Here is a 21927-nt window from a genome sequence, read left to right as displayed (position 1 = left end):
TTCCTCTTACTGATTTCTAACTTAACAATTGTTAGTCTAAGTATTATAATAGTTGTATGAATTTATAAAGGAAGCGTGAGAATATGGGACGTAAATGGATGAATATCAAAGAAAAGAAAGCAAAAGCTGACCGCGATACATCACGCATTTATGCAAAATTTGGTATTGAAATATATGCCGCTGCAAAATCTGGAGAACCTGATCCAGAATTGAATCAAAAACTAAAATTTGTTATTGATCGAGCTAAAACCTATAATGTGCCACGTCACGTTATTGACAAAGCGATTGATAAAGCTAAAGGTGGCGACGAAGAAAACTTCCAAGACTTACGCTATGAAGGATTTGGACCGAATGGATCCATGATTATAGTCGATGCATTAACTAATAATGTTAACCGAACCGCATCGGATGTTCGAGCTGCTTATGGTAAAAATGGCGGGAATATGGGCGTAAGTGGTTCTGTCAGTTATTTATTTGAATCGACCGCTGTATTTGTCTTTAATCACGAAGATGCAGATGAAATTATGATGCTGCTCTTAGAAGATGATGTCGATATGCGTGAAGTCAATCAAGAAGATGATCAAGTGGTTGTTTTAGGGGAACCAAGTGAATTTGATCATATTCGCCAAGTTCTTGAGGCCAATGGCATCACTGAATTTGAAGTGGCCGAAATTGATTTAGTGCCTCAATCTGAAGTAACTTTAACCGGTGATGACTTAAAACAATTTGAGAACTTAATCGATGTTTTAGAAAGTAATGAAGATGTCCAACGTGTTTACCATAATGTGGATTTAGAGGAAGAATAAACACAAGCCATGAGAGATAGGAGTGATTCCATGAGCTTACCTGATTTTACCCTAGTTAAAAGTAATGGTTCTGCATACTCTTTTAATGACTATAATGATTACGTTATTTTAGTAGTTAACACTGCTACGCAATGTGGTTTTGCTGGTCAATTTCCAGACCTAGAAGAATTATATCAAAACTATAAAGACCAAAAGTTCGTGGTGTTAGGCTTCCCAAGTAATCAATTTAAGCAAGAAGATGTTGCCGATGGAGATATGGAAGAAACTTGTCGTTTAAATTATGGCGTTAGCTTTCCTATGCATGAAAAAATATTTGTGAATGGTAAAGATGAAGCACCGATATTTACTTGGCTAAAAACGGAAAAAGGCGGCATTTTAACATCAGACATCAAGTGGAATTTTACAAAATTCCTGATTGACCGTGATGGTAATGTCATTAAACGCTATTCTCCAAAAACAGAACCCAAAAATATGGTCAAAGATATTGAAAAATTGTTGTAAGGTCCATTTCCATTTATAAACTGCAAAAATCCAAAAGTTTAGACGAGCGTCATCATCTAGACTTTCGGATTTTTTTTAGACTTCATTTAAAAGTAAAAATAATTTGACATTTTCCACACCATATTATACTTTGTAAATGTAAAACAAACTCTACATTTTCTATATAGGTGGAAACATTTTGGATTGGATTACTATTGGACTTTTAGCATTTTTTATAATAAATATTGCTTTGATTTTAGTGACTTTATGGCATAACAAACGAAAATACAATTAAATAATCAGCTACATAAAAACGGGGAAAGTTTTTCTAAACTTTCCCTGTTTTATTTTACCTACTAATGGTTTTCTTTTGAACGGTTTGTACTTGGTAACCGTCTTTCTTCAATAAATCAAGTAGGGCATTAACATCAGCTGCTTCGACGTGCATGACCACCCGAATGCCACCTTCATTGTGGTAAACCGTCATATGAGTTAAATTGATATCGGCTGCTAAAAGAGCATCTCCAACCTCTTCAATGACCCCTTTACGATCTTGGGCTAGTTCTAGAACAATACTGGTACCTTCCGAATTATAACCTGAAATATCCGCAAAGGCTCTAAAAATATCCTTATCCGTTAATATCCCCACCAGTTGATTGCCTTCTTTTACGACCAACACACCAATATCACGGGTCCGCATCATAACAGCCGCTTCTTCTAACAAACTATCCGGTGCAATACTATCCACTTTCTTCAGCATAAAATCAGACACTTTTGTCTTTTCTAATAAATAATTGACTTCATGTGCACTTAAGCTGGTTGCGGCAGAAGGTAAGTTTTTATCAATCAAATCACGCGTCACAAGACCTAACAAATGATTATTTTCCATCACAGGCAGACGTTTGATATCATGACGCTTCATTAAGTCACTCGCTTGTATAATGGTTGTTGACGGTTGAATGGTTTTTAAGTCGGTCGACATATAATCCTTAACGTACATTTTTAACCTCCTAAATAAGCTTTTTGAACTTCATCACTATTCAGCAATTCTTCTCCAGTTCCACTTAAGACAATCTTCCCAGTTTCTAAAACATAACCCCGATCTGCCACAGTTAAAGCCATCTTCGCATTTTGCTCGATTAACAGAACAGTTGTCCCTTCCGACTTAATCAGTTCAATAATATTAAAAATCTCTTTAATAAATAAAGGTGCTAATCCCATTGATGGTTCATCCAACAAGATTAAACGAGGTTTAGCCATTAAAGCACGCCCCATCGCTAACATTTGCTGTTCGCCGCCCGAAAGAGTTGCGGCATCTTGATTAACTCGCTCTTTTAGAATCGGAAAATGATCAAAAACACGGTCAATATCTTCTTGGATGCCCTCTTTATCATTTCTTAAAAAGGACCCCATCTCTAGATTTTCCAAAACGGTCATCCCTTTAAAGACATGACGCCCTTCGGGAACATGTGCAATACCGGAAGCAACGATTTTTCGTGGTGAATATGTAGTTATATTTTCACCTTCATAAATAATTTCTCCACTGGCAGATTTAACTAAACCTGAAATGGTACGTAAAATCGTTGTTTTACCTACTCCGTTAGCGCCAATTAAAGTAACAATTTCACCTTGGTTGACTTCAAAAGTTACATCTCTTACTGCATTAATCATACCATAGTTCACTACTAAATTATTAATCGATAACATTACAAGTCCCCTCCTAAGTAAGCCTTAATAACATCAGGATTTTTCTGAATTTCAGTAGGAGTACCTTGTGCAATTAGGCGACCATATTCGAGTACGTAAATCCGTTGACATATTTTCATAACTAATGACATATCATGTTCGATCAAGACAACCGTTAAATTAAATTGTTGACGAATTTGCGCAATCAAATCCGTTAGCTCTACTGTTTCATTCGGATTCATACCGGCTGCAGGCTCATCCAAGAATAGAACAGTTGGATTAGTTGCTAGAGCACGGACAATTTCAAGGCGGCGCTGCTGGCCGTATGACAAATTACGTGCTTTTTCATTGGCTACCGCCCCAAGGTTAAAAATTTCTAAGAGTTCCATTGCTTCTTGACGCAAGCGGTCTTCTGTTTCATAAAAGGCTGCACTACGAATTAAACTGGATAAAATTGAATTCCCTTTTTCACGATGCATGGCTACCAAAACATTTTGTAAAACAGTTTGATCTTTAAATAAACGAATATTTTGAAAGGTTCTCGCAATGCCGTAACCATTAATTTTATCAGGTTTCATGCCATTCAAAGTTTTGACTCCGCTTGACGTTTCTAATTCAATCAGTCCTTCACTCGGCTCATATACACCAGTAATTAAGTTAAAGAAGGTTGTTTTACCAGCCCCATTCGGACCAATGATACCGACTAATTCATTGTGGTTTATTTCCAGCGAAACATTGGAAACAGCTGCTAATCCACCAAAGTTTTTAGTTAATTCATTTACTTTTAAAAGACTCATTTAGCTGCCTCCTTATTTCTTTTAGAAAATAAATTCGTTGCCCAAGAGCCAAAGCGGAATTCATTAGTTCCCATTAGACCACCTGGTCTAAATACCATTATTAAGATTAAAACTAGGGCATAAATAATCATCCGTAGTTGACCGTAGTCTTGTAAAACTAAGTTAATTAAACCAAGCAAGATAGCTGCTAGAAATGTTCCTGTAAAAGAGCCAATACCGCCGAATACAACAATGATTAAAACATCAATTGACCGGTTGAAGGTATACTCACCAGGGGTAATAATTCCCAAGAAAGTTGCTTGCAAAGAGCCTCCAATACTAGCCGTCACAGCTCCTAAAACAAAAGCCAATACTTTATATTTGGTGACATTGACTCCCATGGACTCAGAGGCAATTTCATCTTGTTGAATTGAAAACGTCGCTCGGCCAGCACTACTGTAGACATAATTTAAAATAAAAATGGTCGTTAATACCAAAAAGACATACACAATATGCCATTCAGTAATGGTTGGAATATTACTAATCCCAGCTGGACCATTGGTAATCGATCGCATGTTATTGATAATAACACGGATGATTTCTGCCACTCCCAGTGTTGCAATCGCTAAATAATCGCCTTTTAATCGCAAAGTAGGAATCCCAACAATTAAAGCCACAACAATCGAAATAATCACCCCGACTAACATCCCCACCAGTAAACCAGCAAAACTGTTATCAAACTGCTTAGCAAAAATAGCGCCACTGTAAGCACCAATCGCAATAAAGCCGGCGTGACCGAGTGAAAATTGACCTGCTATCCCTAGAACCAAATTCAAACCAGTGGCATAAATGATATTAAGCATAATTGAAACAAGCGTTATTTGATAATAATTGTTGATGACTTTGGATTCAACTAAATAATACAAGACAAAGAAAACAACTATAATCAAAAAAGCCCAGGCAAAGTTACGTTTATGAAATCGTTCCATCGAAATCCCCTACACTTTCTCTTTCACATTTTTCCCAAACAATCCAGCTGGTAATATTAGTAAGATGACAATTAATAAGCCATACACCACAGCATCTCGATAAGTGGATAAACCTAAAAAGGTTACAAAGGATTCTAATAACCCAATTAAATATCCCCCAACCATGGCTCCTGGAATACTACCAATCCCGCCAATAACGGCTGCGACGAAAGCTTTCAAACCGTAACCGACTCCCATTAAAGGAGAAACTGAATTATAATACACTCCTACTAGCACACCGGCAATTCCCGCTAAACCTGATCCTAGCGCAAAGGTAAATGAAATAACCCGGTCAACATCGATTCCCATCAGTTGTGCAGCTTCGCCATCCACAGCTGCCGCACGCATGGCTTTCCCCATTTTTGTTTTCTGAACAATCAGTTGTAAAACAACAACAAGAACCAGTGTTGTGACAAAAACAAAGATTTGCTTAGAAGAAATAATCAAGTTGCCAATCCGGAAAATCATATTCGGAAAATCACTATTAAAGGCTCGTACTTCAGGTCCAATGAAATAAACCATCAAATTTTGTAGTAAGTAAGAAACCCCTATAGCTGTAATTAAAGCAGCGACTCGTGTTGAATTTCGTAAAGGTTTGTAAGCTACTTTTTCAATAATAACACCTAAAATCGCACAAAAAATCATTGCCAATCCCATTGATAAAAAGACATTCATTTGTAGGACGGTTACTAAATAATAACCAAAGAAAGCCCCCATCATAAAGATATCGCCATGTGCGAAGTTGATTAGTCGAATCGTACCATAAACCATGGTATAACCTAAGGCGACCAATGCATAGATACTCCCTAATGCTAAACCATTAATGAGTTGTTGCGTGAGTTGCTGTAATAATTGCATATTAGATTATCCTTTCTCTTTTCTAGCATTTCTTTGAATAAATAATAATCTTTCACCATTTTATCATTATTTTCTAATCTTTCCAATATGTATTTGTAATTTTTTAAATGATTTCGTTTTCTTATAAAATGCGGTAAATAAAAAAAACCATTTACTAGCTTTGGGAAAAATTACTAATAAATGGTATTTAATAAAGTGATATTTATTTTAATCTTCACTGATGTATAAGATGGATTGACGCTCTACGAGTTGTGGATTCTCATATTCGTTGTGCTCTGAATCTTTATTTTGAATAATATTAAGGAGTTCTGCTGCCAGATGCTCTCCAAATTCAAAATATGGATAGTGTACGGTTGTTAAACCTGGATAAAATATTTCGGCTGTTGGATGGTTGCCGAAACTAGCAAAACTAATGTCTTTGGGAATGTCAATTCCACGGTCTAAACATTCTTTCATAAGTGTTAAGGTCAAAATATCATCAGAGCAGACAATTAATCGTGGGCTATCGGCTAAAAGACTGCTAATACTTTCACGATCTTCAAAATCAAAACGGGTTTCCTGCCAAAAAGTGCCTTTATAATTAAAGAAAGCTTTTTTAAACTGTGTGGCAATATCAAAATCCAAGGAATGATCACCACCATCAACAAAGGTTACACGTCGATGCCCCATTTCATACAAATAGTCCGCCATTAATTCAGCTGATTGAACTTGAATTTTGTATAACTGCTCATCAACAAATTGCTGGCTCGTAACAATAGGAGGCGATTTTAATTTGGAAGCTGGATTATCTTCGTCAATCTTATCCCCAAAATAAATAATCCCATCGACTTTATTTGCTATAAATAGACGCATGGCATCCTCGGAACGGCGATCGTTCATCTGTGTGTGGAAAAACATTAAGCGGTAGCCATTATTATATAAATAGGTATCTGCCCCATCTATAACAGAATTCAAATAATAAGAATCGAGTCTCGGGACGATAGCACCAATCATTTTAGTTTCTTTTGCTTTTAAACTTTGTGCAAAACTATTGGGTATATACCCAGTCTCTTTCACTACTTTATCGACTTTAGCAGCTGTACGCTTACTGATGGATCCACCATTCAAATAACGTGATACAGTACTCTTGGCAACCCCCGCTTGTTTTGCAATATCATTTATGGTTACCATTTTTTTCACCTTCAATTTAGAAATTATTGTCTTTTACTTAATCGGCCAAGCTTTAATTGTACCTTATTTCACGCAAAAAAACTATGTTTGTCATATTAAATTTAGAGATAATAAATGTCACTAATGTCCGACAGTGTCTGGATTTGCTTGTTCAGCAACGCCAGTTAATTGATCTAACACATTCATATCATCTTGACTTAATTCAAAGTCAAACACCTCAAAATTATTTTTTATGTGTTCTTCTTTAGACGAACGCGGTATCGGTAGAAACTCATGTTGCAATGACCAACGGATGGCTATTTGTGCAATTGAACGCTGGTGACGGTCTGCAATAGCTTGAGCCTTCTCATTACTAAATATTTTTCCTGAACCTAAGGGACTATAGGCTTCTAGTTGAATATTTTTTGCTTTACAAAATTGAACCAATTCATCTTGCTTACAACCTGGAGCGAGTAGCACTTGATTCACAGTCGGTAGTACATCACTGCCCGCAATTAATGACTCCAAATGATGAATCATAAAATTTGAAACACCGATACTACGCACTTTGCCTAGATGATACATTTCAACCATTGCACGCCAAGTTTCTTGATTAGCCTCTTGCCAAGCATCAGCTTGACGATAGGCAGCTGGATTGGGCCAATGAATAAGCAATAGGTCAATATATTCTAACTGTAAGGCCTCCAATGACTCCTCAATCGATTGCTTGGCTAAGTCGTAGGTTACATGATGGGGATGCACTTTAGTTGTAATAAAGACATCTTCTCTTTTCAAGCCACTCTTTATAAGTGCTTGCCCAACATTTTTTTCAGTATTATAAGACTGAGCTGTATCTAAATGACGATAACCTACCTCTAAGGCGTAACGAATTATTTCAGTTGCATCTCGTTCACCGTCTAAACTTGCAGTTCCAAAGCCAATTTTGGGAATAAATAGACCGTTATTTAATTCATAAGTTGACAAATCAAACATTCACTCTGGCTCCTTTCTTATCTTCTTTTGAAATATGTGCTTTGATATGTTCAATAAAATGTTTTAACACTTGAATACGAGCGAATTTTTTGTCATTTGCAGCAATAACAAACCAAGGGGCATTTTCTGTATTTGTTCTTTGAAGCATTTCATTAAATGCATCATAATAAGCATCCCATTTGCCTCGATTACGCCAATCTTCATCTGTTATCTTATAATTTTTGTCGATTTCATTTTCACGATCTTCAAACCGTTCTTTTTGTTCATTCTTGTCGATGACTAAGAAAAACTTCATTACGATGGAACCATGGTCTGTTTGAACTTTTTCCATTTGGTTAATCTCGTCATAAGCTCTTTCCCATTCTTTTTGAGTGGCAAAATTTTCAACACGTTCGACCAGGACACGTCCATACCAAGATCGATCAAAAATAACCATATCGCCATCTTTTGGAAAATTTTGTTCAAAGCGCCATAAATAATGATGGTCTTTTTCAATGGTATTTGGTGCTTTAATCCCATGTATTTTATAACTACGTGGGTCAATATAACGAGTGAGTCGCTTAATTGCCCCACCTTTACCTGCTGCATCCATACCTTCAAAAGCGAGTATAATGGCAGTGTTATTTAAATAACATTTGTAAACCAGTTCTGCCGCCTCTTGTTGTAAATTTTCTAATTGCTTGTCATAATCTTTATCTGAAATGGATTGACTTAGATTGACTAATGAGAGTTGATCTTTTTCTAAAGAAAAATCACGTTTAACCGCTTGCGTTTCTTTACGTTCTCTCGTTATGCGTTCGATTCCAGCATTGATTTTATCAAGTGTTATAGCCAAAACTTCTTTTGAGGCCACTTTACGATCTTCAGCATTAATAATATGCCAAGGGCTTTCCTGTAAATCGGTTGCTTTTAGTACTTTATCAAACCACATTTGATGTTCTTCATAATGCTTGTTTTGTTCATAATCTTCATCGCTTAATAAATATGAGCGGTTTTCTGATTTCTCTAACTTTTTAATTCGTTTTTCCTGGGTAGCTTCAGAGATATTTAAAAAGAATTTTATGACGATTGTATCATCATCTAAAAGCATTTTTTCTAGATTTAGTAACTCTTGTGTTCTTTGCTTTAACATTTTGTTGGTTCGTTTATCTTTATTAAATACTTGGTAGTAAAAACTACGGTCATAGATAGCGATTTCATTATGACTTGGGATTTTTTGCCAGAAACGCCAAACACTTGGATGTTTCTTTTCAACATCGGTTGCTTCTTCAAATACTTCTACGCGGACAAAACGAGGATCTAATTCACGTGTTAAGTCATTAATGACAAAGCCTTTACCTGAACTTTCCCATCCATCCACTAATATTAAAACCGGTATATCTAAATTCGAAACGATTCGTTGTAAGCGGTCAAGCTTCTCTCCAAGTTCTGACCGCTTAAAGGAATCATAGTTACCTGCTTCCTGTTTAAAATCAAAACTTTCTAACATCCAATCATCTTCTTTCAATAAACTTCTAGTCTTCATTTATAAAAGTGTAGCACGTTTTTAAACAAATCCCTAATAGTATGCAATCTTATTCGAATATTATAATTTTATATTTTGCGTAATTAAAGAAAAATTTATCGAAAAAATCCGAATTGCTTATGTTAGTGTTCCAAGTTGGTTCCACTGGCATTAAACATTCGGATGCTATACTCATCTATTTGATTTGTAGAGCTATTTATTTTAAGGGCGGTAAGATTGGTAAGCTACACGAGGACTACCGTCCGCTAGATAGATGACTCCGCAATAACTGAAGCCAAGTGATTCTACCAGGCGGCGAAGGAGGGTGTTTTTTTCATGTGTGTCAGTACGCACATTGTTGTGTTGTTCCATCACCCATTGAACTGCTTTACGGCCTGCGCCTTTAAGTTTTCCATTGGTGCTGATACGGTGGATGGTCACATATGGTTCGTCATTTAACCAAGCGCCATCTATTTTTGTATAGGTGGGATCTATGCCCTCTTGCAGACAAAAAGTGGCTAATAGCGTTTCTTCCGGAAATAAATCTGCTTCTGCTGCGTCAGAAACACAAACATAACTTTGGCCTTTTGCTATATCGTCAATGACCACTTCAGCATTTGGATAACCATTATTCCATTGGTCATGATTACCGGTTGCGCGTTGAATGCTTCTACCAAAATCAAAAATGGATACAACTGTTTCTACTTCTTCAATACGTGTTTTGCGTATGTACATTTGGCACCTCTAAAAATTATTTATTCCTAAAAGGATTGTTTTTATATTCAACAAATTGTAAGTACAAACCTTGAGGAGGGGCAGTTGGTCCAGCTTCCTTTCGGTTTTTAACCTCTAAAAGGCGTTGCAGTTCATTTTCTGGTTTAAGACCATTGCCGATTTGTAAGCTTGTACCTACGAGAATACGAATCATATTATATAAAAAACCATTGCCATAAAAGCGAAATTGGAGTTCTGAATTCTCTTTATCTTCTGTAATATCAGCTTCATAAATATGGCGCACTTTATTTTCTTTATCTGTTTTTGTTGAGCAAAAGCTGGTAAAATCATGTTCGCCTACAACTGATTCTAAAGCCCTTGACATCTTCTCCAAGTCATAACGATAGGGATGATGTAAGCTATAGAGCCGCTTGAAGGGATCGGGGTATTGCTGGGTATCCACCCGGTAAATATATTGCTTGGCTGTCGCACTATATCGTGCATGAAAATCATCGTTAACGTCGACCACTTCTAAAAAACGGATCGATGGGTCTAACAAGCTATTCATAGCACGTCTTATATTATCGGCTTTAATTGGAGCAGGATAATCAAAATGAATGACTTGACCCAGTGCATGGACACCCGAATCTGTTCGGCCTGAACTGGAAGTAGGAATATGTTCACCCTTGGGCAATTTCGCCATTTTAACTAAAGCTTCTTCAATAGCAGCTTGAATGGTCCAACCATTTGGTTGGACTTGATAGCCTACATAGGACGTGCCATCGTATTCAATTTTTGCTGCAAATCTAGCCATTTAAACGACTCCTATATGATTTTGTCTATTAATGAAATTCTTATGATCGTAATAAGAACAAGATTGCTGTTAATGCGATCATGACCAACAAAACAAGGGCATCCCCCGAGTGATATTTTAATTGACGATACTTGGTTCTGCCTTCTCCCCCACGGTAGCCTCTAGCTTCCATAGCCGATGCCATTTCTTCCGCTCGATTAAAGGCACTGACAAACAGTGGGACTAGAATGGGAATAATTGATTTCATTCGATCAATTAAATTACCTTGATCAAATTCGACGCCTCGTGAGCGTTGAGCATTCATAATCTTCGTTGCTTCATCCATCAATGTTGGAACATAGCGTAAGGCTATAGATAACATTAGGGCGAGTTCGTTAGCTGGAAAACCAAAACGGGCTAAAGGTCTAAACAGATGTTCAATCCCATCTGTTAATTCTAAAGGTGCCGTTGTTAGAGTAAGCAAGGTTGAAATAAAAATAATTAAAACTAAACGTATAAAAATATAAACCGCATTGGTGATCCCTAAAGAACTAATAACAATCGGTCCCCAACGAAAATATTCCGTTCCACCTGTCGTAAATAACATTTGGAATACAACCGTAAATAAGATAATCCATATCATGGGTTTGACACCATTAACAAAAAACTTCAATGGAATATCACTTAAATAGAGTGCTAATAAAGTAAATAAAGTTAAAAGCGCATAGGTCACCCAGTTATTGGCTAAGAAAATGATAATAATAAAATAGAAACTCGCCAGAAGTTTCGTCCTTGGATCTAGGCGATGCACCCATGAGTTACCTTGGATATAACGACCTAACAACATTTTATCCAACATCTTAACGCTCCTCCCTTCCTAATTGACTTTTTTTAGCTGCCACAATAAAATCAGCTAAAGCATCAACAGTCAGTGGTGGTTGCTCTTTATAATCAGGTAAAATAACATCTTGTGCTAAACGGTTTAAAAATTGAATGGACTGAGGTAGGGCTAATTGCCTATCTTCTAACCACTGGGAAACAGCAAAGATTTCACTAGGCGGTCCTTGCCGAACAACCGTTCCTTTTTCCATCACAATCACATGATCAGCGTATCTAGCAACATCTTCCATTTGATGGGTGACAATGACTAAGGTTAGTTGATCATTGGCTTGTAATTCCATAAACATTTCCATCATCTGGACGTGTCCTAAAGGATCTAACCCAGCTGTCGGCTCATCTAAAACAAGGATTTCCGGTTCCAAAGCTAAAACGCCCGCAATCGCAACCCTTCGCATTTGACCTCCACTTAAATCGAAAGGAGACCGTTTGTATAAAGCAGGATCTATACCTACCAAGGATAATTTTTCCTCAGCAATGCGTTCTGCTTCTTCCTCTGTTACACCAAAGTTTAAAGGCCCAAACATCACATCTTTTAACACCGTCTCTTCAAAAAGCTGTGCTTCAGGAAACTGAAATACCACACCTACTTTTTTACGCAAAGCTTTCAAAGAATCATGTTTAGATTCTGCCGTTACTTCTTCACCTGCAATAATAACGGATCCTAAAGTTGGTCTAACTAAAACATTTAAATGTTGGAGTAAGGTTGATTTCCCTGAGCCTGTATGGCCGATAATCGCTGTTACTTGATTAGCTGGGATGGTCAGATTAACATTTTTCAAGGCAGGAAATTCAAAAGGTGTATTGGCATTATAAGTGTAATTTACTTGTTTAAATACGATGTTGTTATCCATGAATACAACGCCTCCTCTGTTAAATAGCCTTGTGGAATATCGACTTGCCTATTAGCTAATGCTTCTTTAAGTTTTTGGGCAAAAGGTACATCTAATCCCATTGCAACAAGTTCATTTCCGAGCGAAAAAATAGAAGCTGGGGTATCCGATTGAACTAATTCCCCTTTATTCATGACCATAATACGGTCTGCACGACTCGCTTCATCAATATCATGTGTAATAGAAATAAGTGTTAAATTATATGTTTCTTTTAACTTAATAATCGCTTCAATGACTTCCATCCGCCCCTGAGGATCTAGCATAGATGTCGCTTCATCTAAAATAATAACATCTGGTCTAAGAGCAATAACACTAGCTAATGCTACTCTTTGTTTTTGGCCACCTGAAAGACGGGCAGGTTCTTTTTTCAAGAAATCGGACATACGAACTTGTTCAAGTGCATCTTGAATTCTCACAATCATTTCTTCACGCATGATTCCAGCATTTTCCAAACCAAAAGCTACATCATCTTCAACCGTTGAACCGACAAACTGATTATCGGGGTTTTGAAAAACCATACCAACCGCTCGACGCGCATCCCAAACCGTATCTTCATTTAATAAGAGCTGATTGATATAAATTTCACCGGTATCAGGAATTAATAAGCCATTGAGCATCTTGGCTAAGGTTGATTTCCCTGACCCGTTTGGTCCAACCATCGCAATCCATTCACCCTTATTAACTTCGAAACTCACATTACGCAATGCATCATCTTCACCATCGACATAAGAAAAAGAGAGATTATTTACTTTTATAATTGGTTCTGCCATTTTCTAACTCCTTAAGATGTGAATTTTAACTTTTAAATAAATTGTTTCTTTTTACAAGAAACAACTTACTTAAAAATAAAAAACACTTTTATGATGAATAGCACACAGATTGAGACAAAGTCTATGATTTGTCTCAATCTAAAGCTATTACATTCGTCTAATAGCTGTGCTCAGAGCTAGACCAATAAGAATTTTCTTATCAATCGTAACACTCTCCATCTTAAAAGTGATATCTTATGCAGTATCGTCTTTTATTTTATACTAATTCTAAAATTACCATTGGAGCGCCATCGCCTCTTCTTGGTCCTTTTTTAAGTATACGTGTGTAACCACCATTACGATCAGCGTAACGCGTTGCGTAGTCATCAAACAAGCGATTTAATACACGCTCAATAACAACTTCGTCGTCTTCAATTCTAGCATCAGCAATTTCATTACGTAAAAAGCTTGCTGCTTGACGGCGCGCAGATAAATCACCTTTTTTAGCTAAAGTAATCATTTTATCAACAAATTTACGTACTTCTTTAGCACGTGCTTCTGTTGTTTCAATACGTTCATAAACAATTACATCAGTCGTTAAGTCACGTAAAAGTGCTTTACGTTGTGAACTTGTACGTCCTAGTTTACGGTATGCCATATTCAGCTTCCTCCTTTACTCTCTAAATTATTAATCGTCTTGACGTAAGGTTAAGTCTAAGTTCGCTAATTTTTGTTTCACTTCATCTAGCGATTTACGTCCAAGATTACGTACTTTAATCATTTCTGCTTCAGATTTATTAGTTAATTCCTGAATTGTATTAATTCCAGCACGTTTTAGACAGTTGTAAGAACGTACAGACAAGTCTAGTTCTTCAATTGTCATTACTAACATTTTTTCTTTTTCAGCTTCTTCTTTTTCAACCATGATTTCAGCTTGACGAGCTTCATCACTTAAATTAACGAATATGTTAAGATGTTCGGTTAAAATTTTAGCTGCAAGACTTAAAGATTTTTCAGGACTTATGGATCCATCTGTCCAAATATCTAAGGTTAATTTATCATATGCATTTTTTTGTCCGATACGCGTATTTTCAACTTGATAGTTTACTTTTTTAATCGGTGTATAAATTGAATCGATTGGTAAAACACCAATTGGCATATCATCGCGCTTATTATGCTCACTACGAACATAACCACGACCATTAGAGACATTTAGTTGCATATTCAACTCAGCTCCGTCTGCTAATGTACAAATATGTAAATCAGGATTTAAAATTTGTACTTCATTATCATGAATAATATCAGCAGCTGTAACTGTCTTAGGACCTGTGACATTTAATTCCACTATTTTATCTTCTTCCGTATGAAGCTTCAATGCAAGTTGTTTTAGTTGCAAGATGATGGTTGGGACATCTTCCACTACACCTTCTACTGTAGCGAATTCATGTAGCACGCCATCAATTTGAATACTTGTAACAGCCGCTCCAGGTAATGAAGATAATAAAATACGACGTAATGAGTTACCAAGGGTTGTTCCATAACCACGCTCTAGTGGTTCAATAACAATTTTACCAAATTTCGAATCGTTACTGACTTCAATTGTTTTTATCTCTGGCTTTTCAATTTCGATCATTGATTGTAATCCCCTTTCAAAACGTTTCTTTCAATGATAATCAAGCAGCATCACTGTCATTTAACAAATAGTGCTGATTATTATACACGGCGACGTTTTGGAGGACGGCATCCGTTATGTGGAATAGGTGTTACATCACGAATTGCAGTAACTTCCAAACCAGTTGCTTGTAATGAACGAATAGCAGATTCACGACCTGAACCAGGACCTTTAACGGTTACTTCAACGGTCTTCATACCATGTTCGATTGCACCTTTAGCGGCTACTTCAGAAGCCATTTGGGCAGCAAATGGAGTTGATTTCTTTGATCCACGGAATCCTAATGATCCAGCTGATGACCATGAAATTGCATTACCATTAACATCCGTAATCATCACAATTGTGTTGTTAAATGTAGAACGAATATGCGCAACACCACGCTCAACATTTTTTCTTACGCGACGACGTCTGCGAGTTTGTTGTCTTCTTGCCATTAAACTGTCAACCTCCCTCTATTATTTTTTACCTTGAACTGATTTTTTCGGACCTTTACGGGTACGAGCATTATTTTTTGTGTTTTGTCCACGAACGGGTAAGTTACGACGATGACGCATTCCGCGGTAAGATCCAATTTCTTGTAGACGTTTAATATTAAGACTTACTTCACGGCGAAGGTCACCTTCAACACGGTAAGTATCTATAATACTACGAATGCGGTCTAATTCATCGTTAGTCAAATCTTGTACACGAGTATCTTCAGAAACTTCTGCTTCAGCTAAAATCTTGCTTGCTGTTTTCTTACCAATACCAAAAATATACGTTAATGAGATGACAACACGTTTGTCACGTGGAATATCTACTCCTGCTATACGAGCCATACTTTACAGCACCTCCTTTTAAATTATCCTTGACGTTGTTTGTGTTTTGGATTTTCGCAAATTACCATTACTTTACCATTACGGCGGATAACTTTGCATTTTTCACACATCGGTTTTACTGATGCTCTAACTTTCATTTATAACCCTCCTCAAAAATATTGGAATGACTATTTAAAACGATACGTAATTCTACCACGTGTTAAGTCATATGGAGAGAGTTCAATCGTTACTTTATCTCCTGGTAAGATTCGAATATAATTCATACGAATTTTACCTGATACATGTGCAAGAATTTCGTGTCCGTTTTCCAATTCGACCTTAAACATAGCATTTGGCAAAGTTTCAATGACTGTACCTTCAACTTCAATAACATCATCTTTAGCCATTCTAACTTCCTCCTTTTATACACATTAATATGAGTTTTATCCTAATATATTACGGATGGAACGAAAAACATCTTCAATCGATTGATTACCATCAATTTTGTGTAATAAGCCATGTTCTGAATAATAATCAAGAATTGGTTGAATGGATTCCATTTGAAGATTAATACGGTGTGCAACTTTTTCAGGCTTATCATCTTCACGTTGATAGAAATCATTGGCCCCACAATTATCACAAATGCCTGCCTCTTTCGGCGGGTTATAAATCTTATGATAAGTTGCACCACAATTACGACAAATGATACGCCCACTGAGGCGATCTTTTAAAACCTCTTGATCGACATCAATAAATATCACAGCATCAATCTTCGTCTGAAGATCAGTGAGATTTTGATCAAGTGCTTCAGCTTGTCCTAATGTACGTGGATAACCATCTAACATAAAGCCAGACTCTTTGATATCATCTTGAGCGAGTCTTTCACGCACGATAGCATTCGTTAGTTCATCCGGAACAAGATTTCCTTGATCAGTATAAGCTTTTGCTTCTTTTCCAAGCGGTGTTTCGTTTTTTATCGCTTCTCTAAAGATGTCCCCCGTAGCAATATGCTTAACATGGTAGTCATTGACGATTAGTTCACTTTGTGTACCTTTACCAGCACCCGGCAAACCCATTATTAAAATATTCATCATTATACCTTCCTTTGTTCAAAGCTTAAGTACTAAAGATTAAGAAAACCGACATAACGACGTTTAACCATACGTCCTTCGATTTGCTTAGCTGTTTCAATGGCAACACCAACAACGATAAGTAAACTTGTACCACTTAGTGAAATATTTATTGGAACTTCCCAAATAAATCCAGAGACTAATGGCAATACTGCTATTAGTGTTAAATACAAGGCACCTACACCACTTAATCGGTTAATTAAGGTTGTAAGGAAATTCTCAGTGTCATTACCAGGACGAACACTAGGAATATATGCTCCTTGTTTTTGCAAGTTCTCAGCAACTTTTTCTGGGTTCACTTGAATCAGTGAATAGAAATAAGTAAAGGCGATTAATAAGATTGTATAAAATACAGCTCCATAAGGATGTTGTAGATTAAAGATATTAAACACGACTTCACGCCAACCACCTTGATCAGACCAATTAAAGAATCCCATAATTGTTGACGGTGTTGATAAGAATGAAGTTGCAAAAATAACGGGAATAACACCTGCTGAATTAATTTTTAATGGTAAGTGCGCTGTATGTTTAGCTCCCGAAGCTCGTTTTGAGTGATGAATCGGAATTCTACGTTGTGCACGTTCCATTAAAACAACAATAACAATTAAGATGATTAAAATCGCAATGACGCCAATTAAAATCAAGATATTATTGATTAATTCTTGGCCTGTTGCATTTTTTAAACTCGTCTGGAAAAATCCATAAAAGTCTTTTGGAACTTCTGCAACGATACCAGCAAAGATAATCATTGATACACCATTACCAATACCATTACGTGTAATTTGTTCACCCAACCAGATTAAGAACATTGAACCAGCCGTTAAGACTAAAGCAATCGTCAAATAAGTCGTTGTACCTGGATTAATTACAAGACCTAACCCAGATAATTGATTAAATCCAACTGATAATCCAATTGATTGTACAAAACCTAAGACAATAGCTGTATATGTTGTTACTTGGTTGAGTTTACGACGACCAACTTCACCTTGTTTGGCCCATTCAGTTAATTTTGGAATAATATCCATTTGCAATAACTGAACAATAATCGAAGCTGTAATGTATGGAGAAACCCCCATAGCGAAGATAGAATACCTTGATAAAGCTCCTCCACCGAAGGTGTTCAATAAGCCAAATAACCCACTACTTGCAAAAGTCTGGATGGCAGTTGGATCAACACCAGGAACGGGGATATGAGAACCTAATCTATAAATAGCAAAAATGAAAAGTGTAAAGAAAATACGATTACGAATATCCTTAACAGCAAATGCATTTTTAATAAAGGTAAACATTAAATCACCTCGATTGTTCCACCAGCGGCAGTAATTGCTTCTTCCGCGCTTTTGGAGAATTTAGCTGCCTGTACAGTTAATTTTCTTTCAAGTTGACCTTCACCTAAAATTTTAATTCCTGATAGTTCTTTTTTAACAATCCCTGCTTCTAATAATAAAGCTGGTGTAACTGTTGTATCATCTTCAAATTGATTTAATACATCTAAATTAACAATCGCATATTCTTTACGGTTAATATTATTAAATCCACGTTTTGGAATACGACGGAATAGAGGTTGTTGTCCACCCTCAAAACCTAAACGTACACCACCGCCTGAACGTGATTTTTGACCTTTTTGTCCGCGACCGGCTGTTTTACCATTACCAGATCCTTGTCCACGACCAACACGGTTGCGTTCTTTACGTGAACCTTCTGCAGGTTGAAGTGTATGAAGTTTCATGCATTGGCACCTCCTTATTTAAAATTCAAAATTAAGCTTCTGTTTCTTCTACTTCTACTAAATGAACAATCGTTTTAATCATACCACGAATTGCATCATTGTCAGGTTTTACTACTGATTTATTTGTTTTAGTTAAACCTAAAGCTTTAGCAGTTTCAATTTGATTTTTTGGACGACCGATTAAGCTTCTAGTTAATTTAATAGTTAAATTTGCCATGCTCTCGTCCTCCTTATCCTAATAATTCTTCTACAGTTTTGCCACGTAAAGCAGCTACGTCCTCAGCAACTTTTAATTGCATTAATCCATCAACTGTTGCACGAATCATATTAATTGGTGTGTTTGATCCTAATGACTTAGATGTAATATCAGCTAATCCAGCTAATTCAACAACGGCACGGACAGGACCTCCAGCAGCAACTCCAGAACCTGCAGTAGCTGGTTTCAATAATACACGACCGCCACAAAATTCTCCAATAGCTTCATGTGGAATTGTTGTTCCAGTCATTGGTACAGTAATTAGATTTTTCTTAGCATTTTCTACAGCCTTACGGATTGCTTCTGGTACTTCTTGAGCTTTACCTGTACCAAAACCAACGTGACCATTACGATCTCCAACAACCACTAATGCTGAGAAACGTAAACGACGTCCACCTTTAACAACTTTTGTTACACGGTTGATGGCAACAACGCGTTCTTCTAGATTTTCTAAATTTTCTGCATTGATAATTTCCATGAATCGGTGTCCTCCTTTTCCTAAAATTCTAAGCCGTTTTCACGTGCTGCGTCTGCTAAGGCTTGTACACGACCATGGTATACATATCCACCACGATCAAATGTTACAACTTTATAGCCTTTTTCGACTGCACGTTCAGCTACTAATTTACCTACAGCTGCAGCTTGTTCAACTTTCGTTCCTTTTTCAATTGATGCTTCATTACTAGAGGCACTTGCTAGCGTCACACCCGCTACGTCATCAATTAATTGAGCGTAGATGTGTGTATTCGAACGGAATACATTCAAGCGTGGGCGCTCAGCAGTACCAGAGATTTTATTACGGACACGTTGGTGTCTTTTCAAACGTACTTTGTTTTTATCTGGTTTAGTAATCACAATTGTCACCTCTTTATATTAGTTTAATATCAGATAGATTAATCGAATTCGATTATTTACCTGTCTTACCTTCTTTACGACGTACAAATTCGTCTGTGTAACGAATACCTTTCCCTTTATAAGGTTCTGGTGGACGTACGGCACGGATATTGGCTGCTAATGCACCAACTTTTTCTTTGTCAAATCCTTCAACGATAATTTTCGTGTTTGATGGTACTTCAATACCTACACCTTCTGATCCAGTAAATTCAACTGGGTGAGAAAGACCAACGTTTAAAACTAATTTATCGCCTTGTTTTTGAGCACGGTAACCAACACCGATTAAATCTAATTCTTTCTTAAATCCATTTGATACACCTTCAACCATATTCGATACAAGTGAACGTGTTGTTCCATGTAATGAACGGTTTTCTTTTGAATCATCTGGACGAGTTAGAGTTAAAGTATTGTCTTCTAACTCTAATGCAATGTTTTGATGTAAAGTACGAGTTAATTCGCCTTTAGGTCCTTTAACAGTCACTGTATGACCGTCGATTTCAATGGTTACGCCTTCTGGAATTTCGATTGGTTTTCTTCCGATACGACTCACAGGGCTGCACCTCCTTATTTTATATGAATAATGTTTGGATTACCAAACGTATGCTAATACTTCTCCACCAATACCTGCTTGACGAGCTTGCTTATCTGTTACAACACCAGTTGATGTTGAAATAATTGCAATTCCCAAGCCATTAAGTACTTTTGGTAAATCTTCGGTTTTAGCGTAAACACGTAATCCAGGTTTAGAAATTCGTTTAATACCAGTAATAACTTTTTCATTATTACGACCATATTTTAAGAAGATTTTGATTTCTCCTTGTTTGTCATCTTCAGTCACTTCATAATTTTTGATAAAACCTTCTTGTTTCAAAATTTCAGCGATGGAAACTTTCATATTAGATGAAGGTGAAGAAACTGTTTTATGTCCTACGCTACTTGCATTACGGATTCTTGTTAAAAAATCAGCGATTGGATCTGTCATAACCATTCGGATTTTACCTCCTTTATATTTTTAAGTTGAAATTACCAGCTTGCTTTCCTTACACCTGGAATTTGACCTTTATATGCTAATTCACGGAAGCAAATACGGCAAAGCTTGAATTTACGGTAAACTGAGTGCGGACGTCCACAACGTTCACAACGAGTATATTCTTGTACTTTAAATTTCGGATTGCGTTTGTTTTTTTGCACCATTGATGTTTTTGCCACAGTAGATTCGCCTCCTTAATTATTTTTTAAATGGCATGCCAAGTTCTTTTAACAAAGCATGTGATTCTTCGTCTGTTTGAGCAGTTGTAACAATAACAATATCTAAACCGCGAACACGGTCTACATTGTCATATGATACTTCTGGGAAAATTAATTGTTCTTTCACACCTAACGTATAGTTACCACGGCCATCAAATGAGTTGTTGCTCACACCTTGGAAATCACGTACACGAGGTAATGAAACACTAATTAATTTATCTAAAAAGTCATACATTCTTGCTCCACGTAATGTTACTTTCGTACCAATTGGCATTCCTTCACGCAAACGGAATCCAGCAATTGATTTTTTCGCATGAGTAACGATTGGTTTTTGTCCTGAAATTAATGTTAATTCATCAACAGCTTTATCTAAGTTTTTCGCATTAGATACAGCATCACCAACACCCATGTTGATAACAATTTTATCAATTTTTGGTACTTGCATTACTGAACTGTAGTTAAATTGTTCAACTAATTTTGGTAATACTTCGTTAGTATATTTTTCCTTTAAACGACTATCCATTAATAATATCCTCCCTTCGTTAATTAGTTAATAGTTTCGTTTGATTTTTTAGCAAAACGAACTTTTTTACCATCTTCGATTCGATAACCTACACGTGTTGGTTCACCTGAAGTAGGATCGACTAATTTAACGTTTGATACATGAATTGGAGCTGGAAATTCTTCAATTCCACCTGTAGCTGTTTGTGTTGGTTTTGTATGCTTTTTAGCAATGTTTATCCCTTCAACAACTACTTTATCTTGCTTAGGAAAAGTTTTTAATACAGTTCCTTGTTGGCCTTTATCTTTCCCTGCAATAATTTGTACTTTGTCGCCTGTTTTGATACGCATGAATACTTTCCTCCTTCGTTATT

The 21927-nt window shown here is 36.6% G+C and carries 32 protein-coding genes; 2 read left to right on the top strand and 30 right to left on the bottom strand.

Annotation, left to right across the window (positions count from 1 at the left end):
* Positions 1 to 83 precede the first annotated feature (83 nt).
* On the top strand, positions 84 to 806 hold the full coding sequence (locus ACTQ54_RS08850) for a YebC/PmpR family DNA-binding transcriptional regulator (RefSeq protein WP_441756057.1): 723 nt from the start codon (positions 84 to 86) through the stop codon (positions 804 to 806).
* Between the two features lie 30 nt (positions 807 to 836).
* Positions 837 to 1307: a glutathione peroxidase gene (locus tag ACTQ54_RS08845; RefSeq protein WP_441756055.1), complete on the top strand. Its 471-nt coding sequence runs from the start codon at positions 837 to 839 to the stop codon at positions 1305 to 1307.
* 328 nt (positions 1308 to 1635) lie between these two features.
* On the opposite strand, the gene ACTQ54_RS08840 is transcribed toward ACTQ54_RS08845, so the two are convergent.
* The 30 genes from ACTQ54_RS08840 to rplX all read right to left on the bottom strand — a co-directional run bounded on the left by ACTQ54_RS08840 (position 1636) and on the right by rplX (position 21904).
* Entirely contained in the window at positions 1636 to 2286 is a 651-nt protein-coding gene (locus tag ACTQ54_RS08840) for a CBS domain-containing protein (RefSeq protein WP_441756053.1), read from the bottom strand.
* A gap of 2 nt (positions 2287 to 2288) precedes the next feature.
* The gene (locus ACTQ54_RS08835; protein ID WP_441756051.1) at positions 2289 to 2993 is read right to left on the bottom strand and encodes an ABC transporter ATP-binding protein; all 705 of its coding nucleotides are present in this window, start codon (positions 2991 to 2993) and stop codon (positions 2289 to 2291) included.
* Positions 2993 to 3769, bottom strand: a complete 777-nt coding sequence (locus ACTQ54_RS08830) for an ABC transporter ATP-binding protein (RefSeq protein WP_441756049.1) — start codon at positions 3767 to 3769, stop codon at positions 2993 to 2995. Before ACTQ54_RS08830 ends, ACTQ54_RS08835 begins: the two co-directional genes overlap by 1 nt.
* Positions 3766 to 4737 carry a branched-chain amino acid ABC transporter permease gene (locus ACTQ54_RS08825; RefSeq protein WP_441756047.1) on the bottom strand — a complete coding sequence of 324 codons (972 nt, stop codon included), beginning with the start codon at positions 4735 to 4737 and terminating at the stop codon, positions 3766 to 3768. Before ACTQ54_RS08825 ends, ACTQ54_RS08830 begins: the two co-directional genes overlap by 4 nt.
* Positions 4738 to 4746: 9 nt before the next feature.
* Complete coding sequence (locus ACTQ54_RS08820; protein WP_441756045.1) at positions 4747 to 5634, bottom strand: branched-chain amino acid ABC transporter permease; 888 nt, start codon at positions 5632 to 5634, stop codon at positions 4747 to 4749.
* Positions 5635 to 5841: 207 nt separating this feature from the next.
* Positions 5842 to 6804, bottom strand: a complete 963-nt coding sequence (locus ACTQ54_RS08815; protein WP_441756043.1) for a LacI family DNA-binding transcriptional regulator — start codon at positions 6802 to 6804, stop codon at positions 5842 to 5844.
* A 120-nt stretch (positions 6805 to 6924) separates the two neighbouring features.
* Positions 6925 to 7767 carry an aldo/keto reductase gene (locus tag ACTQ54_RS08810; protein WP_441756132.1) on the bottom strand — a complete coding sequence of 281 codons (843 nt, stop codon included), beginning with the start codon at positions 7765 to 7767 and terminating at the stop codon, positions 6925 to 6927.
* A gap of 1 nt (position 7768) precedes the next feature.
* Entirely contained in the window at positions 7769 to 9265 is a 1497-nt protein-coding gene (locus ACTQ54_RS08805; RefSeq protein WP_441756041.1) for a phosphate:AMP phosphotransferase, read from the bottom strand.
* 237 nt (positions 9266 to 9502) lie between these two features.
* On the bottom strand, positions 9503 to 10015 hold the full coding sequence (locus ACTQ54_RS08800; RefSeq protein WP_441756039.1) for an N-acetyltransferase: 513 nt from the start codon (positions 10013 to 10015) through the stop codon (positions 9503 to 9505).
* Positions 10016 to 10031: 16 nt separating this feature from the next.
* On the bottom strand, positions 10032 to 10808 hold the full coding sequence (gene truA, locus ACTQ54_RS08795; RefSeq protein ID WP_441756037.1) for a tRNA pseudouridine(38-40) synthase TruA: 777 nt from the start codon (positions 10806 to 10808) through the stop codon (positions 10032 to 10034).
* A 40-nt stretch (positions 10809 to 10848) separates the two neighbouring features.
* Positions 10849 to 11646: an energy-coupling factor transporter transmembrane component T family protein gene (locus ACTQ54_RS08790; RefSeq protein WP_441756035.1), complete on the bottom strand. Its 798-nt coding sequence runs from the start codon at positions 11644 to 11646 to the stop codon at positions 10849 to 10851.
* A gap of 1 nt (position 11647) precedes the next feature.
* Complete coding sequence (locus ACTQ54_RS08785) at positions 11648 to 12538, bottom strand: energy-coupling factor transporter ATPase (RefSeq protein WP_441756033.1); 891 nt, start codon at positions 12536 to 12538, stop codon at positions 11648 to 11650.
* Positions 12508 to 13347, bottom strand: coding sequence for an energy-coupling factor ABC transporter ATP-binding protein (locus tag ACTQ54_RS08780; protein ID WP_441756031.1), 840 nt, complete (start codon positions 13345 to 13347; stop codon positions 12508 to 12510). Before ACTQ54_RS08780 ends, ACTQ54_RS08785 begins: the two co-directional genes overlap by 31 nt.
* Before the next feature lie 256 nt (positions 13348 to 13603).
* A complete protein-coding gene (rplQ, locus tag ACTQ54_RS08775) occupies positions 13604 to 13984 on the bottom strand; it encodes a 50S ribosomal protein L17 (RefSeq protein ID WP_441756029.1) in 381 nt (126 codons plus the stop codon).
* A gap of 30 nt (positions 13985 to 14014) precedes the next feature.
* Positions 14015 to 14959 carry a DNA-directed RNA polymerase subunit alpha gene (locus tag ACTQ54_RS08770; RefSeq protein ID WP_441756027.1) on the bottom strand — a complete coding sequence of 315 codons (945 nt, stop codon included), beginning with the start codon at positions 14957 to 14959 and terminating at the stop codon, positions 14015 to 14017.
* A gap of 80 nt (positions 14960 to 15039) precedes the next feature.
* Entirely contained in the window at positions 15040 to 15432 is a 393-nt protein-coding gene (rpsK, locus tag ACTQ54_RS08765) for a 30S ribosomal protein S11 (protein WP_313792348.1), read from the bottom strand.
* Between the two features lie 21 nt (positions 15433 to 15453).
* The gene (gene rpsM / locus ACTQ54_RS08760; protein WP_441756025.1) at positions 15454 to 15816 is read right to left on the bottom strand and encodes a 30S ribosomal protein S13; all 363 of its coding nucleotides are present in this window, start codon (positions 15814 to 15816) and stop codon (positions 15454 to 15456) included.
* A 23-nt stretch (positions 15817 to 15839) separates the two neighbouring features.
* Positions 15840 to 15953 (bottom strand): 50S ribosomal protein L36, encoded by a 114-nt coding sequence (gene rpmJ, locus ACTQ54_RS08755; RefSeq protein ID WP_006417732.1) that lies wholly within the window; start codon positions 15951 to 15953, stop codon positions 15840 to 15842.
* A gap of 30 nt (positions 15954 to 15983) precedes the next feature.
* Positions 15984 to 16202 (bottom strand): translation initiation factor IF-1, encoded by a 219-nt coding sequence (gene infA / locus ACTQ54_RS08750; RefSeq protein WP_023391463.1) that lies wholly within the window; start codon positions 16200 to 16202, stop codon positions 15984 to 15986.
* 36 nt (positions 16203 to 16238) lie between these two features.
* Entirely contained in the window at positions 16239 to 16886 is a 648-nt protein-coding gene (locus tag ACTQ54_RS08745; RefSeq protein WP_441756130.1) for an adenylate kinase, read from the bottom strand.
* 32 nt (positions 16887 to 16918) lie between these two features.
* Positions 16919 to 18214, bottom strand: a complete 1296-nt coding sequence (gene secY / locus ACTQ54_RS08740; protein ID WP_441756022.1) for a preprotein translocase subunit SecY — start codon at positions 18212 to 18214, stop codon at positions 16919 to 16921.
* Positions 18214 to 18654: a 50S ribosomal protein L15 gene (gene rplO, locus ACTQ54_RS08735; RefSeq protein WP_441756020.1), complete on the bottom strand. Its 441-nt coding sequence runs from the start codon at positions 18652 to 18654 to the stop codon at positions 18214 to 18216. Before rplO ends, secY begins: the two co-directional genes overlap by 1 nt.
* Positions 18655 to 18685: 31 nt before the next feature.
* A complete protein-coding gene (gene rpmD / locus ACTQ54_RS08730; protein ID WP_441756018.1) occupies positions 18686 to 18871 on the bottom strand; it encodes a 50S ribosomal protein L30 in 186 nt (61 codons plus the stop codon).
* A gap of 13 nt (positions 18872 to 18884) precedes the next feature.
* Complete coding sequence (gene rpsE, locus ACTQ54_RS08725; RefSeq protein WP_441756016.1) at positions 18885 to 19388, bottom strand: 30S ribosomal protein S5; 504 nt, start codon at positions 19386 to 19388, stop codon at positions 18885 to 18887.
* A gap of 20 nt (positions 19389 to 19408) precedes the next feature.
* Positions 19409 to 19765, bottom strand: a complete 357-nt coding sequence (gene rplR / locus ACTQ54_RS08720; RefSeq protein WP_441756014.1) for a 50S ribosomal protein L18 — start codon at positions 19763 to 19765, stop codon at positions 19409 to 19411.
* A gap of 52 nt (positions 19766 to 19817) precedes the next feature.
* On the bottom strand, positions 19818 to 20354 hold the full coding sequence (gene rplF, locus ACTQ54_RS08715) for a 50S ribosomal protein L6 (RefSeq protein ID WP_441756013.1): 537 nt from the start codon (positions 20352 to 20354) through the stop codon (positions 19818 to 19820).
* Positions 20355 to 20393: 39 nt separating this feature from the next.
* Entirely contained in the window at positions 20394 to 20792 is a 399-nt protein-coding gene (rpsH, locus tag ACTQ54_RS08710) for a 30S ribosomal protein S8 (RefSeq protein WP_441756011.1), read from the bottom strand.
* 35 nt (positions 20793 to 20827) lie between these two features.
* Positions 20828 to 21013, bottom strand: a complete 186-nt coding sequence (locus tag ACTQ54_RS08705) for a type Z 30S ribosomal protein S14 (RefSeq protein WP_441756009.1) — start codon at positions 21011 to 21013, stop codon at positions 20828 to 20830.
* Between the two features lie 19 nt (positions 21014 to 21032).
* Entirely contained in the window at positions 21033 to 21575 is a 543-nt protein-coding gene (gene rplE, locus ACTQ54_RS08700) for a 50S ribosomal protein L5 (protein ID WP_441756007.1), read from the bottom strand.
* Between the two features lie 23 nt (positions 21576 to 21598).
* The gene (gene rplX, locus ACTQ54_RS08695; protein WP_441756005.1) at positions 21599 to 21904 is read right to left on the bottom strand and encodes a 50S ribosomal protein L24; all 306 of its coding nucleotides are present in this window, start codon (positions 21902 to 21904) and stop codon (positions 21599 to 21601) included.
* Positions 21905 to 21927 lie beyond the last annotated feature (23 nt).

Source organism: Fundicoccus sp. Sow4_H7, assembly GCF_052115865.1.
In the GTDB taxonomy this organism is placed as follows: Bacteria; Bacillota; Bacilli; order Lactobacillales; family Aerococcaceae; genus Fundicoccus_A.
This window is presented reverse-complemented; position numbering and strand designations above follow the sequence as displayed.

What these genes read in the sequence shown, in the direction of transcription:
- rpmJ (WP_006417732.1), bottom strand. Translation starts at nt 15,953, where the DNA reads ATGAAAGTTAGAGCATCAGTAAAACCGATGTGTGAAAAATGCAAAGTT.
- ACTQ54_RS08840 (WP_441756053.1), bottom strand. Translation starts at nt 2,286, where the DNA reads ATGTACGTTAAGGATTATATGTCGACCGACTTAAAAACCATTCAACCG.
- ACTQ54_RS08805 (WP_441756041.1), bottom strand. Translation starts at nt 9,265, where the DNA reads ATGTTAGAAAGTTTTGATTTTAAACAGGAAGCAGGTAACTATGATTCC.
- rpsM (WP_441756025.1), bottom strand. Translation starts at nt 15,816, where the DNA reads ATGGCTCGTATAGCAGGAGTAGATATTCCACGTGACAAACGTGTTGTC.
- rpsH (WP_441756011.1), bottom strand. Translation starts at nt 20,792, where the DNA reads ATGGTTATGACAGATCCAATCGCTGATTTTTTAACAAGAATCCGTAAT.
- rplO (WP_441756020.1), bottom strand. Translation starts at nt 18,654, where the DNA reads ATGAAACTTCATACACTTCAACCTGCAGAAGGTTCACGTAAAGAACGC.
- rpsE (WP_441756016.1), bottom strand. Translation starts at nt 19,388, where the DNA reads ATGGAAATTATCAATGCAGAAAATTTAGAAAATCTAGAAGAACGCGTT.
- ACTQ54_RS08785 (WP_441756033.1), bottom strand. Translation starts at nt 12,538, where the DNA reads ATGGATAACAACATCGTATTTAAACAAGTAAATTACACTTATAATGCC.
- ACTQ54_RS08835 (WP_441756051.1), bottom strand. Translation starts at nt 2,993, where the DNA reads ATGTTATCGATTAATAATTTAGTAGTGAACTATGGTATGATTAATGCA.
- ACTQ54_RS08800 (WP_441756039.1), bottom strand. Translation starts at nt 10,015, where the DNA reads ATGTACATACGCAAAACACGTATTGAAGAAGTAGAAACAGTTGTATCC.
- ACTQ54_RS08770 (WP_441756027.1), bottom strand. Translation starts at nt 14,959, where the DNA reads ATGATCGAAATTGAAAAGCCAGAGATAAAAACAATTGAAGTCAGTAAC.
- ACTQ54_RS08780 (WP_441756031.1), bottom strand. Translation starts at nt 13,347, where the DNA reads ATGGCAGAACCAATTATAAAAGTAAATAATCTCTCTTTTTCTTATGTC.
- rplQ (WP_441756029.1), bottom strand. Translation starts at nt 13,984, where the DNA reads ATGGCATACCGTAAACTAGGACGTACAAGTTCACAACGTAAAGCACTT.
- rpsK (WP_313792348.1), bottom strand. Translation starts at nt 15,432, where the DNA reads ATGGCAAGAAGACAACAAACTCGCAGACGTCGTCGCGTAAGAAAAAAT.
- rplE (WP_441756007.1), bottom strand. Translation starts at nt 21,575, where the DNA reads ATGGATAGTCGTTTAAAGGAAAAATATACTAACGAAGTATTACCAAAA.
- truA (WP_441756037.1), bottom strand. Translation starts at nt 10,808, where the DNA reads ATGGCTAGATTTGCAGCAAAAATTGAATACGATGGCACGTCCTATGTA.
- ACTQ54_RS08825 (WP_441756047.1), bottom strand. Translation starts at nt 4,737, where the DNA reads ATGGAACGATTTCATAAACGTAACTTTGCCTGGGCTTTTTTGATTATA.
- infA (WP_023391463.1), bottom strand. Translation starts at nt 16,202, where the DNA reads ATGGCTAAAGATGATGTTATTGAAGTTGAAGGTACAGTCATTGAAACT.
- ACTQ54_RS08830 (WP_441756049.1), bottom strand. Translation starts at nt 3,769, where the DNA reads ATGAGTCTTTTAAAAGTAAATGAATTAACTAAAAACTTTGGTGGATTA.
- rplX (WP_441756005.1), bottom strand. Translation starts at nt 21,904, where the DNA reads ATGCGTATCAAAACAGGCGACAAAGTACAAATTATTGCAGGGAAAGAT.
- ACTQ54_RS08790 (WP_441756035.1), bottom strand. Translation starts at nt 11,646, where the DNA reads ATGTTGGATAAAATGTTGTTAGGTCGTTATATCCAAGGTAACTCATGG.
- ACTQ54_RS08745 (WP_441756130.1), bottom strand. Translation starts at nt 16,886, where the DNA reads ATGAATATTTTAATAATGGGTTTGCCGGGTGCTGGTAAAGGTACACAA.
- ACTQ54_RS08815 (WP_441756043.1), bottom strand. Translation starts at nt 6,804, where the DNA reads ATGGTAACCATAAATGATATTGCAAAACAAGCGGGGGTTGCCAAGAGT.
- ACTQ54_RS08845 (WP_441756055.1), top strand. Translation starts at nt 837, where the DNA reads ATGAGCTTACCTGATTTTACCCTAGTTAAAAGTAATGGTTCTGCATAC.
- ACTQ54_RS08820 (WP_441756045.1), bottom strand. Translation starts at nt 5,634, where the DNA reads ATGCAATTATTACAGCAACTCACGCAACAACTCATTAATGGTTTAGCA.
- ACTQ54_RS08850 (WP_441756057.1), top strand. Translation starts at nt 84, where the DNA reads ATGGGACGTAAATGGATGAATATCAAAGAAAAGAAAGCAAAAGCTGAC.
- secY (WP_441756022.1), bottom strand. Translation starts at nt 18,214, where the DNA reads ATGTTTACCTTTATTAAAAATGCATTTGCTGTTAAGGATATTCGTAAT.
- rpmD (WP_441756018.1), bottom strand. Translation starts at nt 18,871, where the DNA reads ATGGCAAATTTAACTATTAAATTAACTAGAAGCTTAATCGGTCGTCCA.